The organism is Actinomycetota bacterium, assembly GCA_041658565.1.
Taxonomy (GTDB): Bacteria; Actinomycetota; AC-67; order AC-67; family AC-67; genus JBAZZY01.
This window is the reverse complement of record JBAZZY010000017.1, coordinates 26884-42711: the sequence shown is the minus strand read 5'-3', so window position 1 is coordinate 42711 and position 15828 is coordinate 26884. Positions and strand designations below refer to the sequence as shown.

Genomic DNA, 15828 nt, shown 5'->3' with positions numbered 1-15828 from the left:
GCGTCCGCGGCGACGCGCGACGTACTACCCCGAAGCGGGGCACCTGTTCTTCGTCGAGCGCGCGGACGAGTTGATGGAGATCGTGGCGCAGGGGAGGTAACCCCGCCTTAGGTGCCTTCCTGCCAGGAACCCAGGTAGGAGACCTGCTCCGGGGTCAACTCGTCGATCCGGATGCCCATCGTTTCGAGCTTCACGCGCGCAACCTCGCGGTCGATCTCGGCGGGGACGTCGTAGACCTCGGGAGCCAGACCCTGGTTCTGGACGAGCCACTCGGCCGTCAGCGCTTGGTCGGCAAAGGACATGTCCATCACGGTCGCCGGGTGACCCTCGGCCGCGGCAAGGTTCACCAGTCGCCCGTCCGCAAGCAAGTACACCTTGCGGCCGTCGACGAGAACATGCTCGACAACGTGATCGCGAACCTCGCGAGTCGAGGTCGTCATCGCGAGCAGGTCGCCCTTGTTGATCTCAACGTCGAAGTGGCCTGTGTTCGCGACGATCGCACCGTCCTTGATGACCTCGAAGTGCTCCCGACGCAAGATGTCCTTGTCCCCGGTGACGGTGATGAACACGTCTCCGACGCGCGCCGCGTCGACCATCGGCATCACTCGGTAGCCCTCCATTGCGGCTTCCAACGCCTTCACGGCATCGACCTCGGTCACGATGACCTGCGATCCCATCCCGCGCGCGCGCATCGCCAGCCCGCGCCCGCCGTAACCGTAGCCGCCGATGACGACGGTCTTGCCGGCCCACAAGATGTTGGTCGCGCGCGTGATCCCATCAAGGGTGGACTGACCGGTGCCGTATCGGTTGTCAAACATGCGCTTGGTCGGCGTGTCGTTGACGGCGACGATCGGGTACCGCAGTACCTTCGCGGCCGCCATCTGCCGGAGCCTGATCACGCCGGTTGTCGTCTCCTCGGTCCCCGCGATGATCTTGTCGATCTGCCCCTGGCGCTGCTTGTGCAGCACGCTCACCAAGTCGGCGCCGTCGTCCATCGTCACGACCGGCTCGCGGTCCAAGATGCGATTGATATGACCGTAGTAGGTTGCGTTGTCCTCACCCTTGATGGCGTAGGTGGGAATCCCCATGTCGACCAGCGCGGCCGCCGTGTCGTCCTGCGTGGACAACGGGTTCGACGCGCAAAGCGCCACGTCGGCGCCGCCTGCCTGCAGTGCGAGCATGAGGTTCGCGGTCTCGGTCGTCACGTGCAAGCACGCCGCAATGCTTACGCCGGCGAGCGGCTTCTCCTTAGCGAAGCGTTCGCGAATCGCCTCCAAGACCGGCATGTGGCCGGCCGCCCACTCAATCCGAACACGTCCGCGCGCGGCGAGGGAAGCATCCTTGATGTCGAAATCCATCCGAGTCCTCCTGGAGACGAAAAAGCCCGGCAAGCATATGCGGTTTCCCGGGGCCGGGGAAAAGCGGAAAGATTGCCCTACCGCGACGCGAGTTGCGCCTTCAGGCTCTCGATAACCGCTACGGGGGTCGGGTCGGCGCCCCGAAGCAACGCGCAATAAATGCTGACGAAGTCGCCGAGCAGACATGCCGACATCAGTCGCGCCGACGGCGCCTGCCCCGAGGCGGTCGCCTCCAAGACTGCCCCGACGCGCTCCCCCATCCCCGCCAGTGTCGCGTCGATGCGGCGCGCGATCCGGGGGTGCTCCCCGGGCGACCGAAGCACAACAACGGCGACCTCTCCGAGCGCCGCGATTCCCGGGTCGTAGCCGACGATTTCGTTGTGGTCGAGTTCGGGCAGGACGGCGGACCACGCGGGCATCTTCGCGTTCTCGTTCAACTGACAGCGCCACCGCACGGCGGCCACAGACAAGATCCCTTCTTGGCCCCACACGATCGGAAGCCGGCCGCTCAGTGCGACCGCTAGGCGTTTGGCTTCATTGGTCGCGGTCGGAACCTCGCGACGAAGGTTCGCCGCCCCGGCATCCAAAACGGACTCAACTTCCTTGAGATCTCCGGAGAGGTCCGGAAGGACGCCGAGGCGCTCGAGGGTCACCAGAACCGAGGGGGCCAGCGAGTAGAGAGCGGCCCGAGGCTGCAATCCTTCGACCGGGGAGATACACGCCACGCCTGCGCTCGCGGCGAGTTCGGCGAGTGCCCCGCCGGTCGTTACCGCGACGATGCGCGCGCCGCGCGCGCGCGCCTGCTCGAAACACGACAACGTCTCTTCCGTGTTCCCGGAGTACGACGCGCACACCACGAGGGCGTCGGGACCGACCCACGAGGGTAGGTCGTAGCCCTTGACCACCGCCACGGGAACCGACGAAAGCGGCGCGGCAACGGCAACGGCAACGTCGCCTGAGATCCCGCTGCCGCCCATGCCGCAAACCACGACATTGCGGATCCCGGCGGCCTCGACCGAGATGGATGCCGCGCGCGCGCGCCGGACCCCCTCGGCCCACTGCTCCGCAGCACGCTCGACGAAACCGAGCGCGTCGGACGGATCGACGGCCACGATGTGCTCGCGGTCGTCCAGAACGCTCACGACGAGGGCTTCTCCGCCTCGTCGATCAGCATGATGGGGATGTCGTCGCGCACGGGGTAGACGTACCTGCAATCACCGACGCAACTGATCTTCTGCTCCGCTTCCGCGTACTCGATCGGCCCACGACAGTTCGGGCAGATCAGGATGTCGATCAGGTCCTTGCTTACTGCCATCTTCGTCCCTCCTAGTCGCGCTGATTGTACGCAGTCCTACCCGCGAATAATCGTCAACAGATCGTCGCGGCAGCGCTCACCCTCTGCGGCCGTCCGATGCTCAACATTGAGTCGCAACAGCGGCTCGGTATTCGAAGGGCGAACATTGAACCACCAATCGTCGTATTCAACGGTGAGACCGTCATCGCTGTTGTGGCGCCCATCCGCATACGCGGCGGCGATCTTCTCAGTCACCGCCTGTTTGTCGCCGACATCGGAGTTGATCTCGCCGGAGTTCCAATACCGACGGAACGGAGCGAGCGCGGCCTGGAAATCGCCGCCCGCCTCCGAGATGACCTCGAGCGCGAGCAGAGCGCAGATCATTCCGCAGTCGGCGCGCCAATGGTCACGGAAATAGTAGTGCCCGGAGTGTTCGGTACCGAAAATCGCTCCGGTGTCGGCCATGATCTTCTTGATGAAGGAATGCCCAACGCGAGTCCGAATCGGCTCGCCGCCGGACTCGCGAATCACTTCCGGCACAACGCGAGAGCACGTAAGCGAGTAGACGACCTTCTCGCCGGAGTGGCGCTGCAGGATCGACTTCGCGACCATCGCGCCCAGCAAAGACGCCGAAACCGGCTCCGCACGATCATCAACGAAGAACACGCGGTCGGCATCCCCGTCGAACGCAAGCCCGGCGACCGCTCCGTGCTCGAGCACTGCCGCGCGCAGATCGCGGAGGTTCTCGGGCTGGATCGGATCGGCCGGGTGATTCGGAAAGGTCCCGTCCAGATCGAAGTACAGCGGCACAACCTCGATCGGAAGGTTCTCGAACACGGCAGGGACCGTCAGTCCCGCCATCCCGTTACCGGCGTCGACGACGATCTTGAGCGGGCGAAACCGCGATGCGTCCACGAGCGAGAGCACGTGATCGACGAAATCCTCGAGCACGTCGCGCCGGCTGATGGAGCCCAGCCGCGGAGGACGGGGAAACTCGTTCTCCGCGATCATCTGCTTGATTTCCGCCATTCCGGTTTCACTGCCGATTGGGAACGCCCCTGCGCGAACAAGTTTCATCCCGTTGTACTTCGCCGGATTGTGCGAGGCCGTGAACACAACGCCGGGCAGGTTAAGTGCGCCGGAGGCGTAGTAGAGCATGTCGGTCGACGCGACTCCGATGTCGACCACATCGGCCCCTTGCGTCACCGCACCCGACATGAATGCGGCCGACAAGGGCTCGCTGGACGAACGCATGTCGCGCGCGACGATCAACCGGCGCGCGCCGAGCAGCGCAACGAAAGCACGGCCCGCGCGATGCGCGACCTCCTCGTCGAACTGGTCCGGATAGGTACCACGAACGTCGTAAGCCTTGAAGATCGTGTCCAGTTCCATGGGCGTGATCCTACCGGCCGCGCACGGGAAGCCCGTCGAGCAGCTCTCGCGCGACCCGGGCGATCGGCACCGCTCCGAGACGAGCCGCCAGCCGCTCTGCGTCGCGCAGCGGCCGACGCGCGCCGTCATCTCCGGCGGTTGCAAGCGCAGCTCCCAGGAACAGTGAGGACTTCGCCTCGTGCCGGCGCGCGCCGGCAGCCCGCGAACGACTCAGCGCGCGCGCAGCCGCGCGCGCAGCCGCACGCGGACGATTCACCAGCAGCGCATGCTCGGCACGCACCCAGTCCAGCCGAACACGCGCGCGCCAGTCCCCACGCGGCACGACGCCGGCTGCCTCTGCCAGCCGGCCGGCACAGGTTCCGGCGTCGCCGACTCCCACCGCATCGGCGGCGAGCCCGATTAGTGCGTGGGCGCGCGCCGATGACGTCGTCGCAAGACGCGCGGCGCGCAGATCGTGGGCGCGCGCCCGGCGATGCCGTCCGGTTTGACGAAGCACCGATCCCAACGTCAGGGACGCGGAAACCCGGATCCCGACATCGCGCGCGCCGCGGGCAAGCGGCTCCGCAAGGCGCTCCGCCGCCTGAAAATCACCCCGCGCCGCGGCGACATACGCGCGCAGCCAGCGGGAGCCCTCTGGATCTTGGGAGGCAAATCGCTCGGCAAGACGTTCGGCGACCGCAAACCTGCCGACGTACGCCGATGCGGCCGCCCGCTCTCGCCACACCCAGGCTAGCCCTGGGACTTCGAAGCACGCCCCGGTCGGCGGGCCAACTCCAGCACTTCGGGCAGGTCGATCGGCTCGCCGTCTTTATGCCACCAGCGCTTGTCACAGTTGTGACAGGAGAAGAAAGACACCGGGGCCCCGGTTTCCATGGTGAGATTGATATTGATGACGTTGCTGGAACTGCACTGCGGGCAAACTAGCGCGCCCATGATTCCTCTCCTACTCAGCCGGGACGACCCCGGATGACCCGAAACATACCTGTTTATGCCGTCCGTTCCTATGATCCGCGCGGGTCATTCTCATGCTTCTTTCGGGTGATTTACCGATTACCGGACACTCCGTCGGGCTCGGCGCCTTCCGGGAGGGTCTTCCCAATGTAGCGCGATCGAAGCCGCCCGCCCTCACGCCAATAGGCGTACCAGTACGGGCCGTGCGGACAACGAGTGCAGCCGCGCTTCCCACAGCGAACGTGTTCGAGGCGATACGTGACCTTGTTTTGCGAGAGCGCCGCCCCCGGCTCGAACGCCGGGCCTTCACGATGAAGCAGCAGCCCCCGGATGAAGATCATCAAACGGCGCAGGTCATACTCGTCAAGCTTCCGGATCGAGCGGATTAGTTCGCGCTGTATAGCCATCGACCCTCGCAAAGCGGCTTCGAGTTCTTGTGTACAGGGAATGTACCCAAGAACAGCCTCGCACGTTGCGGCATCCCGTGCAAGCCTTGAAAACCGATCGGCGACGTAGGTGAAACGCCAGGTCGAAGCCTGTCTACGATCGCGTGTTCCCGATCAGGCGCCGGTGGACGCGCCGGCTGTGCCGTGCCAGGACCCGACCTCGGGTCGAATCGGGGTCACAGGTGGAGGAACAACTCGCAGGTCCTCCTTGCGCCACCCGAGCGGAACCGCCAGACGTTCGGCGTGCGCCGCGCACAAGTCGTAGGCGGCCGGGTGGGGCTGCGGCGTCACGTCTTCAATCCAGGCGACCTGCTGCTGGTACGCGTACGTCAACGAAGCCGACGCCGGCCAGCGGCAGCCGTTGCGGGAGCAACGGCGCACATCGTTCTTTCTCTTGCCGAGCACGCGCGCACCATACGGGAGCGATACGGGCATTTCAAGCGTCTAGGGAGTTCATCGTCGCCGCGCGGACCCATTCGAGCGGCATGCGCAGGTGGCACCTCCGATCTTACCGGCGCAATCGCTACCTAAGACACTTTTGATTTTCACCGAAGTAAGCGGATAAGACTTCTGCGGCGATTCCCGGACGCGCATCGACGAGAAAGGAAAGAGGCCACCGTCACACGTGGCCTCCAAGCTGCAGATATGGCGTTCGCCGGACGGCGGGCGCAGGGAAGTCCCCCAAAAGATGTACCCCCAAGTAGCTTTCGGGTTTCCCCTAATCACTTCTCGGGAGTACTCAGTCAACCTAGCATCCGGCGCACGACGAAGCAAGAGGTCCGCAAAGGAATTTCCTGCGAGAAAGGCTAGACCGCGGGGACGCGGGCGGGAATACCTACCCGCGGGTCGGTGGTGACCGCGACCGGGCGCGCCGTCCTAACCGGCGACGCGGGGATCCCGTAAGCCAGCGCCGAGCCGTCCGTGGCGCGAGCCGCTACCTGGAGAACGACCGCGACCGGCTGGTCGGAGGAGACGTCGATTCCCAAGGTAGCCGCCGCATTCGACAGCGTCAGCACCAACAGCCTGCCCGGCGCCACCCGGCGCAGGACAGAGCCGGTGCGCGTCCCGAAAAGGTCGATGCGAACGTCGGCCGGTTCGTCGGAAGCGTTGATCACGAAGGCCTGAATCAGCGTCTTGGGATACGGGCTGCCTGCCACTCCCCTCCACCGACGGCCGGCAGCCACAAGCGGCGATGCGACCTCATCCGACGGAGATCCCGCCCGATCCCAGGACACTCCGGCGGCAACGGGCGAGCCCATCCCGACGTCGATCACCAAAGCGGCCGCTCGAGACTTGGCAGACTCCGGAATCGCGATCCGACGAGACGTCCCGGCGCGCAGCGTCGAAGGAGCGCCCGGCAAAACTCCCTGGTGCGTCCCATCTACGACCCTAATCGCGACGGCGGAGTCCTCGACGCCGACCGGCGACACCGTAGCCGCCACGCCCAAACCGCTGCGGGCTGCGATCACCACACCGCTGCGCTCCGGCGGCCGACCGGACAAAATCTCCAGGCCGCGCCCGGACGAGACGATCCCCTCTGCCACCACGCGTCCGGCGCGCGCGGTGATAACCGCGGTCACGGCGCGCGCGTCGAAAGCGAAGTCGCCGACGGCGAGATCCAGGCGCGAACGCGCCGGGACGACTCGACGCGAAAGACGCTGCGGCTCCAGGCGGTGCCCGTCGGCAAGCAACGACACGCTGATATCTGCGCTCGCGCTTCCGGGGTTGAACACCGACACCGACGCCGTCGCGCCAAACGTCCGCAGCGAGGACACGACTATCTCTCCCGCGGTCGGCCTCTCGCACAACGCCCCGGCCCCGCCGCCCCGGCCCCCAACCTTAGGCATCCACATCGAGTGGGCAGCCGTGATATCGGAACCCGAGTACTCGAGCACTGCCGCCGCCGGCGCCTTGACGCGACCGCTGATCCGCAGAGCGCGCGCCTTCGCCGGGCCGATCGCGAAGGGAATCACGACCGGCTTCCCCACCTTTGGAACCAGCGTGACGCGAACATCGGCGGTCCGCGTGCCGGCGTTGGCGACATGTATGTACGCGGTTCCCCGCGAGGGCAACGCATTCGGGCAGGCGAGCACTCCGCCGGTCGTGGCCGAGACGACGCCATGTGACATAGCCGGCGCGGGCGGGCGCAGAGCATCCGCCACGATCGCGCCGACGAACACAACCACGACGAGCACCACACGCATGCGCGTCCTCATCGCTCCCCCCGCTCCCGAGCCGCACGCTGCGACCACCACGCCGCAAACAGCAGCAGAATCCCGAGCTGAATCGAAATCACGAGTCGATGCCGGCGCTGGCCCGTCCACACGATCTCGATGTCTTTGTGCGCGGATGCGACCTCAAACCGCGATGCCCATCCGAAAGATCGCTCGGGACGGAGTTCCTTTCCGTCCACCCGCAAGCGCCACTTCGGCGAGTAGTCCTCCGCGATCACGACCTCGCGCGCTGTCTTCGCCGTCGATCCGGCGTACCTGCTGTCAGCGCGGCGAGCGAACCCCGCCCCGACGCCGGGCACGGACTCGGCGCCGGCTGCGGCATCCAAGCCGGCGGCGCCGGCGAGAACCCATCCCGGCGCCGAGATCCCCGCAGCGATGGGGACGCCGACGCGGTTGACGTACACCGTCGAATCCGCGAACCGCTGAGAGAAGGCAAGATCCACTTGGCTCGCGAATGCGTCTCCGAGGCGCGCGCCCACCTCAGGACGAACGATCACATACCGGACCCCCAGAGTGGCTAGCAGCCTTCCGCCGGACTCGGTAGATCCTCCGGCGATCGCAGCAACCGCGCGCCGCAAAGCCGCGTCGCCCGCTCCCGCAGGACGAACAAGGTACGAGAGCATCGTCGTGCCCCGAGCCCCGCTCAACGCCACCCGCGGCGACGACGCCGTTCCGGAGACCCACAGGACCCGGAAGGCGCCATACGACTGCTCCTCGGCAGCAATGAACGATGGCACCAACGTCTCGGACCGCACGAGTCCGGGATGCCACCCGGACGCGATCCAGCCCGCAGACACGACCGCTTGGAACAGCAGCAAGGCACCAGCCACCCCAACTGCGACATGCGCGGCTCCGAACTGGCGGGCGCCCAAACGCGCGGCCGCCTCGATGCCCATGCCTGCCAGCAGGGCCAACGCAACAGACGCCCCCACAAGCGGCAGCGTGGCCCGGGGCGCGATCCACGGGACGCCTCGAACAACCATCCACCCGAGCAGCATCGCCGTCACGACAAGCGCGCCGAGAATCCGTGCAGGGGCTCTGCGCTCAGCGGGAGCCATCAAGAACCCGAGGAAACCCGCGACAGTCAGCCCCGCCGCGATGGCCAGTGGCAAGGGGCGCACCACCCCCGGAGACAACACCAGAATGTCGAGCATGCGGGCCTGCGGATCCGCACCGCCGGCGCCGAGCGGTGAACCTGCCCGGAACAACTCAATGCTCCAAGGAAACAGCAGCACCAGCGCGCCGATGACAGCCGTTGCGCCCAGCGCCAGGACGTCCCGGGCGCGCTCCCGTACGACCACCGAGAACACCACGGCTGCCCCGAAAGTGAAGACGAGTGTCCACGGCGACAGCGAAGTTGCGAGGGCGACACCGGCAACGGCCGCAGCAGCCGGTCGCCACCCCTTGCTTGGAGCGAGTCCCGCGGCGCGCGCCAACACCAACAGGATTCCCGGCGCTGCGGCAATCAGAACTAGGTCCCCCAGTCGCCCCGCACCGAACGCCCCCATCAACAAAGGAGACACCGCGTAGGCGAGCATTGCGACTCGCCGCCCCGTAGGACCCAGACCAACGGCGTACGCCAGCCGGAACATCGCCGACACGCCGATCGCCGGCAGGCCAAGGACCAACACGCGCTGGGCAAGCCACGCGCTTCGCGCGCAGACGATAGTCAAAAGCCCCAAGATCACCAGCCCCGGCGAGGCAGGGGCCGCACCGCCGTAACCGGCGCCGCGCCAGCCCGACCAGTACTCCGAGAAGAACTCGCCGGCCTTCATGGGAAACGGCGCAAAATCCGCACCGGCTATGCCGCCGGAAAACAACAACGTGCGGGCGCCGAGCGCGACCACTATCGCAGTCAGTGCTCCAAGAGCGAGACCAGGGTGTGCGCGCGCTCTGTCGATCAGCCGAGGCGGCGGCTTGTCGAAGTCGTCCTCACTTCCCGCGTCCACATCGCCGACAACTACCTCGATAGCGTGCTCAAACTGCGAGCGAAGACGCGTCGCGCCGTGGTGCATCCAGCGCGTGATCTCCGAATCCCTCACCCTGCGCGCGCGCTGAGCGCGGCGGCGAGCACGCAGCGTCGACGGCAAATGCACCACGTTCCACTCGAGCGCCTCAAGAACCTGAATCGCCGACGCGCGCCTACCGGTGATGAGGAACAACACCACGTTCATCAGTGAGATCGCCAACGTCATCGGAACCGCCAGGGCAAGGTGCCACCCTCCGTAGTTCTTGATGAGCGTTGCGATCATGTTGCGCTCGGAGAAGTACCGGATGCGGTTACTCGCCGCCGTCGCTCGTAGGTTGCGCATCGTCGCCGATGCGTGGCGCGCGGAAGCGGTCGTCGTCACGACCGTCCGATAGCCGGCAAGACGAGCGCGCCAACAGAAGTCGAAGTCGTCACGCAGAACCGCATACCGCGGGTCGAACAAGCCCACGGACTCGACGACATCGGCGGAAATCAGCATCGCCGCGCTCGTCACGTACAAGACCTCGTGGATCCCATCGTGCTGACCTTGGTCCAACTCCCCGCGCTCGACTCGCGGAACATAACGGCCGTAACGGTCGGCAGTCTGCCCAATATCTTGGAGCAGTCCGGACTCGGTCCATTCGAGCAACTTCGCGCCGACGACACCGACACCGTCGGCGCGCATCGCCTCGATCATCGCCGACAGCGCGCCCGGCGCGAGTTCCGCGTCGTCGTGAACCAGAAGGAACACGTCGGCAACAAGCTTGCGGTCGGTCGCGGTCTTTAGTGCCACGGCGAGCGCCCGACCGTAGCCGGCCCTGCGTTCCAGCTTCACGACCCGGCGCGCGCCGAGCGCCTTCGTCAGGATCTGAGCTGTGGCATCCGTAGAGGCGTTATCCACCGCAACGATGTCGATGGGTCTGTGCTTTTGGGCTCGCAGCCCACGCAAGGCCTCAGGCAGCCACCGCGCTCCGTCGGTCGCAACCAGCAGCACGAGTACGGAGGGGCGATCAGGGAACTCCATGAGCGCGCGGGAGCGTATCACGCTGAGAAACCCGCTTCATATCGGACCGCGAAGACCACTGAGGCCTGCCGGGCGGGCAGGCCTCAGACGAAACTCGATGCTACTTCTTCCGAGCAACCGTTCGGCGTGTCGTCTTCCGAGCAGCCGGCTTCTTCGCAGCCGACTTCTTCGCAGCGACCTTCCGCTTCGGAGCAGCCTTCTTGACCGGCTTCTTGGCAGCCGCCTTCTTCGGCGCAGCCTTCTTGACCGGCTTCTTGGCAGCCGCCTTCTTCGGAGCAGCCTTCTTGACCGGCTTCTTGGCAGCCGCCTTCTTCGGAGCAGCCTTCTTGACCGGCTTCTTGGCAGCCGCCTTTGCAGCCGGCTTGCGCTTCGGAGTCGCCTTCTTTACTGCGGTCTTGCGGGCCCGCTTCGGCGCCGCCTTCTTTGCGGTCGTCTTCGCGGCGGCGGTCGCGCGCTTCGTCGTGCGCTTAGCCGTTCCCGTCTTTGTGACCCGACGCTTCGTCGGTGGCATGAGGTGTCACCTCCTCCCCGTTCCTAGAAAGGAACACTTAGGCAGTGAGCCGCTTCAGGCGCCGACGTTCACGCTCGGACAGCCCGCCCCAGATCCCAAAACGCTCGTCGTTCACGAGCGCGTACTCGAGACAGTCCTCTTGCACCGTGCACTGCGCACAGATCCGCTTCGCTTCGCGCGAGGAACCACCCTTCTCGGGAAAGAAGACGTCCGGATCGACGTACGCACACAGCGCCTGTTCTTGCCATGGCAGCCGGTCGTCGTCTGCGAACCGTTGCACATCCTCCCCCTTGCGCGCATGACGAATACGACAACTGTAATTACGCTGCTGTAATTCTAGGGATCGATATGCGTGGGTCAAGCCCGAACGCCTATTTTCTTCTCACCGTCCGAATACGCGTTCGGGCACCCGGACCGACAATTAAGCGCGAAAAGCCGACCGGCGGGCCCTTTCGGGTGCCCGCCGGTCGATGGGGGGAGAGGTTGCGCGCTGGCGCGCTGAGAATAGTTTCGTCTTCGGAGCGTCCATCTGAATGACTCGCCGTGATGGAAATGGAATAGTCCGTAGGGTCTAAGTCGAGCGACGGCGCGATGCGGGCGCACTGCCGACCGACCCGGTTCCACGCTTTCGAGGCGGAATCTCACGCCGCTTCGCATCCGCAGCGCGAGCAGGGATCTTCTTGCCGGGAGTCTTCTTCGCCACGGCTTTCCTCACTGGAGTCTTCGTGGATGATGCGCTCTTCGCCGAGCTGCGACTCGCGCGTTGCTGCGGAGGGGCCGTCGAATCCAGCTCTCGCGCCAACTCAAGCGCGCGCACGATCTCATGCGATGGCTCCTCCCCCGACTCGGGGACCTCTTCCCCGCTTTCAACGGCGACGGTCACCGTCGTCTCGACGGATGACTCAGGGAGTTCGACCGGCTCTGCAAGCGATTCGCCGGGTCCCGCGAACACCTCTATCGGCTCTGCGAACTCCCCGATCGGCTCCGCGAGCAAATCGAACAGCCCCGGCGATCCCTCGGCGTGCGGTGCGGGTGGCGCGACCGGTGACTCCGGCACCAAGGCCGGAGGGGACGGCGGCGGAACGGACACTGCCTCCCAAATCCCCGCATCCGGTGCAACTTCAGGACTGGGCCGACGCGACGATCCGGGTCCGCGCGCAAAACGACGAAACCATCGGGGACCGGTCGACGGCGCGACCTGGTCGTCCGAGCCGGAGTGGTCGCTCGCTTCCGCGTCCGCCGGACGAAGACGCCCGAGAGCGCCCTCCAGATCGGCACGTACAAACTCGCCCAAACGCGCCGGCAGCATCCGCAAGGTCTCCTCGATCCGTCCCGCGGACTCCCCGACGTCACGGACGGCCGTGTCGAGTCGTTCACCCAGCACCGCCGCAAGCCGGTCGGCGCGCGGAAGGTCGCGCAGGAGCGCATCGATGCGTTCCCCCACGCCTGCCGCGAACGACTCGGCGCTTGGCACAGCGCGCAGAATCTCGGCGGCTCGCTCAGCGACCGCGCGCGCAGTCTCCTCTGCCACGATGGCGACGGAGGCAACCTCGGTCCTGATGTCCGCGCGCGCAGCGAGTATCTCTGCCCGAATGCTCTCTGCTGCTGCCGCCGACTCAGAATGAAAACGCTCGGCGGACGCGGTTGCCGTCGCTTCAATGCCGGCGCGCGCCACAGCCACCGCGTCGCGCACGACCGAAGTGACGCGACCCTCGGACGCGGCAACCTCGGAGCGCAGCAGCGAGGCCGAAGCCGATTCGAACCGCTCGACGCGCGCGGCGATGTCTGCGATGCCCGCACCCAGTGCGCTTACGCGATCTTGCATCCCCTGCGCCCAGTCGTCGAGATCCGATCGCATCTGGCCGCGCAGTAGCGAAAAGTCGGCAATGCTCGGGGTGGACTCCAGACGATCTTCCATCGCACGAACGCGCAGGATCGCCTCGCGGACGGTTTCGCCCAACTCGTGCAGCGCCAGCACCTCGTCGTTCCGGCCCTGCGAGCCGTCGTCCCCGGCTTCCCTTTCGACGAACAGGTCCTCAGACACGAGCGGCCACCACCGGAGTGATGATGTCGTACAGGGTCGTTCGACGGGCCGGGATCCGCCCGATCTCGCGCACAGCCCGGTGGATCTCATCGGGCTCAATGCGGATGCCGTTCGATGCGCCGGCCATCCGACTGATCGTCTCTTCGGTCAGGGTTCCCCCGAAGTCGTTGCAGCCCGACTGAAGCATCCGCTTCGCGCCCTCGACGCCGAGTTTCACCCACGACACCTGAACGTTGCGCACGGCGCCGTGAAGAAGAATGCGCGAGATCGCGTGCATGCGAAGGTTCTCGTACGGCGTCGGGCCGGGACGCGCTTTGCCCGCGAGATAAATGGGCGCGTTCTGATGAACAAACGGCAAGGGAACGAACTCGGTGAATCCGCCGGTGTCCTCTTGCAGTGCTCGGATCCGGCGAAGATGTGCGACCCACTGCGGCGGGGCATCGACGTGTCCGTACATGATGGTCGCCGAACTCGGGATCCCCGCAAGGTGGGACGCGCGCACGATGTCCTCCCACGTTGCCGCCGGAAGCTTGCCCTTGGTGAGCACCCAGCGCACCTCGTCGTCCAGGATCTCTGCCGCCGTCCCAGGGATCGAGTCCAGTCCCGCGGTCTTCGCCTCGGCCAGCCACTCGGCAAAGGAAACACCCAGCCGCGCCGCGCCGTTGAGGACCTCCATGGGACTAAAAGCATGGATGTGGATCTGAGGAACCCGCTGCTTGATCGCGCGCAAGATACCGAAGTAGTAATCGCCGGGCAGGTCGGGATGGATACCGCCCTGGATGCAAACCTCGGTCGCGCCGTCGTCCCACGCTTCTTGGGCGCGCGCGGCGATCTCATCGTTGGTGAGAAAGTACGCGTCGGGGTCTTCCCGCCGCTGCGCAAACGCGCAGAACCGACACCCCACGTAGCAAATGTTGGTGAAGTTAATGTTGCGGTTCACCACGTACGTCACCACATCTCCGACGGTCTCGCGGCGCAGATCGTCAGCAATCCGGCATAGCTCGTCGAGCGCATCGCCCTCGGCGTCAAACAGGGCCAGCGCATCGTCGTTGGTGATCGCGCGCCCGGACTCCGCTCGCGACAGCGCGGACAGCACCGCCGTCGGCGTGCTAGCCGGACGTGCGGTTCTTGCCTGCGGCTCGATGACTTCCCAGTCCCCGTGCACGGTCGTGCTGTCGTCGCGCAACTCACGCCGAAGTTCCTGCGTCGCCCCTTCGGAGTCCTCGACGTGAGCAATACCCGCGCCGGACGGACGAACGAACGCGACGTCCGGAGCTTGCCAAGCGATGGGTTCGGCGACGCTTCCGGCGCGCGCCCAGCCGTCGCCCTCTCGCAGCGCATCCACCGCGCGCCGCATGCGTCCGTCGATCCAGGGATCCGGCGTTGTTGCGTACGGCGGGTAGATCGTCAGGCGCTCACGCAACTCGCACCCGCGCGTTTCGGTCTGCGCGCGCACGTGCTCGATCTGCGGCCAGGGTTTCTCCGGGTTGACGTGATCGGGGGTCACCGGAGAAATCCCACCCCAGTCGTTGATCCCGGCGTCGAGCAGCTCCGGGAAACGCTCGTCGGACAGGTTGGGCGGAGCCTGCACACTCGCGCGCGGGCCGAGCACAACGCGCGCGACGGCAACCGTAGCGAGCATGTCGTCGAAATCGGCGTCGGGGAAACATCCCATCGCGGTTCCGGACTTGGCCACGAAGTTCTGGATAATCACTTCCTGGATGTGCCCATAGGTCCGAGAAAGCGCGCGCAGAGCAAACAGCGACTCGACCCGCTCACGCAGGGTCTCCCCGATCCCGATCAGGATGCCGGTGGTGAACGGGATTGAGAGCCGGCCGGCGTCCTCGATGCACCGCAAGCGTGCAGTGGGGTCCTTGTCGGGCGATCCGAAGTGCGCCAGTCCGGGCGTGCGGTGCAGTCGCTCCGAGGTGGTTTCCAGCATCAGGCCCATCGACGCGGCGACCGGCTTCAGGCGCGCCATCTCTTCCCACGACATGACGCCGGGGTTGAGGTGCGGGAGCAGTCCGGTCTCCTCGATCACGCGAACAGAGGCCGCACGAACGTACTCAAGCGTGGAGTCGTACCCGCGCGACTCCAGCCACTCCTTGGCTTGGGGCCACCGATCCTCGGGGCGGTCGCCGAGGGTAAACAGAGCCTCTTTGCATCCGGCCGCGCGCCCGGCTAGTGCAACCTCTGCCACTTCATCCAGGGAAAGGTACGGCGAAGAAACCTCTCCGGGGACGGTAGCGAACGTGCAGTACCCGCAGCGGTCACGGCACAAACGCGTGAGTGGGATGAATACCTTGCGCGAATAGCCGACAACGCGACCGAAACCCGCGTCGCGCAACCGACGGGCCACCGCGCAGAGGCGTTGCAGGTCTTCGCCGCGGGCTGCCAGCAGCGCCTCGGCCTCGTCGAGGGACAAGGTCTTGCCTTCCTCCGCCCTACGCAGCGCGCGACGAAGGGCGCGCGCGAGATCGCCCGAGAACGCGGACGGATGAACTGCGACACCTTCTCGAGGAGAACGATCGGAGCGCGGCATCGTGCGGGGAGACTACCACGACCGATCAAAGCCCCGACACGCCGTCCGAGAGCGCGTCTGCGA

Annotated in this window: 14 protein-coding genes; all 14 read right to left on the bottom strand. The window is 66.1% G+C overall.

Going from position 1 to position 15828, the window contains the following annotated elements; genetic code table 11:
• Window positions 1-107: 107 nt before the first annotated feature.
• The 14 genes from ahcY to WDA27_09620 all read right to left on the bottom strand — a co-directional run bounded on the left by ahcY (window position 108) and on the right by WDA27_09620 (window position 15765).
• Window positions 108-1358 (bottom strand): adenosylhomocysteinase, encoded by a 1251-nt coding sequence (gene ahcY, locus WDA27_09685; protein MFA5891203.1) that lies wholly within the window; start codon window positions 1356-1358, stop codon window positions 108-110.
• Between the two features lie 77 nt (window positions 1359-1435).
• Complete coding sequence (locus WDA27_09680) at window positions 1436-2500, bottom strand: bifunctional phosphoglucose/phosphomannose isomerase (protein MFA5891202.1); 1065 nt, start codon at window positions 2498-2500, stop codon at window positions 1436-1438.
• Window positions 2497-2673 carry a Trm112 family protein gene (locus WDA27_09675; GenBank protein ID MFA5891201.1) on the bottom strand — a complete coding sequence of 59 codons (177 nt, stop codon included), beginning with the start codon at window positions 2671-2673 and terminating at the stop codon, window positions 2497-2499. Before WDA27_09675 ends, WDA27_09680 begins: the two co-directional genes overlap by 4 nt.
• 36 nt (window positions 2674-2709) lie before the next feature.
• On the bottom strand, window positions 2710-4044 hold the full coding sequence (gene manB, locus WDA27_09670) for a phosphomannomutase/phosphoglucomutase (protein ID MFA5891200.1): 1335 nt from the start codon (window positions 4042-4044) through the stop codon (window positions 2710-2712).
• Window positions 4045-4054: 10 nt separating this feature from the next.
• Window positions 4055-4768 carry a hypothetical protein gene (locus WDA27_09665; protein ID MFA5891199.1) on the bottom strand — a complete coding sequence of 238 codons (714 nt, stop codon included), beginning with the start codon at window positions 4766-4768 and terminating at the stop codon, window positions 4055-4057.
• A gap of 5 nt (window positions 4769-4773) precedes the next feature.
• Window positions 4774-4977 (bottom strand): hypothetical protein, encoded by a 204-nt coding sequence (locus tag WDA27_09660; protein MFA5891198.1) that lies wholly within the window; start codon window positions 4975-4977, stop codon window positions 4774-4776.
• 110 nt (window positions 4978-5087) lie between these two features.
• Entirely contained in the window at window positions 5088-5402 is a 315-nt protein-coding gene (locus WDA27_09655; GenBank protein MFA5891197.1) for a hypothetical protein, read from the bottom strand.
• A 153-nt stretch (window positions 5403-5555) separates the two neighbouring features.
• Window positions 5556-5876, bottom strand: a complete 321-nt coding sequence (locus WDA27_09650) for a DUF3499 family protein (GenBank protein ID MFA5891196.1) — start codon at window positions 5874-5876, stop codon at window positions 5556-5558.
• 371 nt (window positions 5877-6247) lie between these two features.
• On the bottom strand, window positions 6248-7657 hold the full coding sequence (locus WDA27_09645; protein MFA5891195.1) for a DUF5719 family protein: 1410 nt from the start codon (window positions 7655-7657) through the stop codon (window positions 6248-6250).
• A complete protein-coding gene (locus WDA27_09640) occupies window positions 7654-10689 on the bottom strand; it encodes a glycosyltransferase family 2 protein (GenBank protein ID MFA5891194.1) in 3036 nt (1011 codons plus the stop codon). The genes WDA27_09645 and WDA27_09640 overlap by 4 nt, the downstream gene beginning before the upstream one ends.
• Before the next feature lie 79 nt (window positions 10690-10768).
• A complete protein-coding gene (locus WDA27_09635) occupies window positions 10769-11179 on the bottom strand; it encodes a hypothetical protein (GenBank protein MFA5891193.1) in 411 nt (136 codons plus the stop codon).
• A 37-nt stretch (window positions 11180-11216) separates the two neighbouring features.
• Window positions 11217-11486: a WhiB family transcriptional regulator gene (locus tag WDA27_09630; protein MFA5891192.1), complete on the bottom strand. Its 270-nt coding sequence runs from the start codon at window positions 11484-11486 to the stop codon at window positions 11217-11219.
• Window positions 11487-11750: 264 nt separating this feature from the next.
• A complete protein-coding gene (locus WDA27_09625) occupies window positions 11751-13223 on the bottom strand; it encodes a hypothetical protein (protein ID MFA5891191.1) in 1473 nt (490 codons plus the stop codon).
• The gene (locus WDA27_09620; protein MFA5891190.1) at window positions 13216-15765 is read right to left on the bottom strand and encodes a bifunctional FO biosynthesis protein CofGH; all 2550 of its coding nucleotides are present in this window, start codon (window positions 15763-15765) and stop codon (window positions 13216-13218) included. Before WDA27_09620 ends, WDA27_09625 begins: the two co-directional genes overlap by 8 nt.
• Between the last annotated feature and the right edge of the window lie 63 nt (window positions 15766-15828).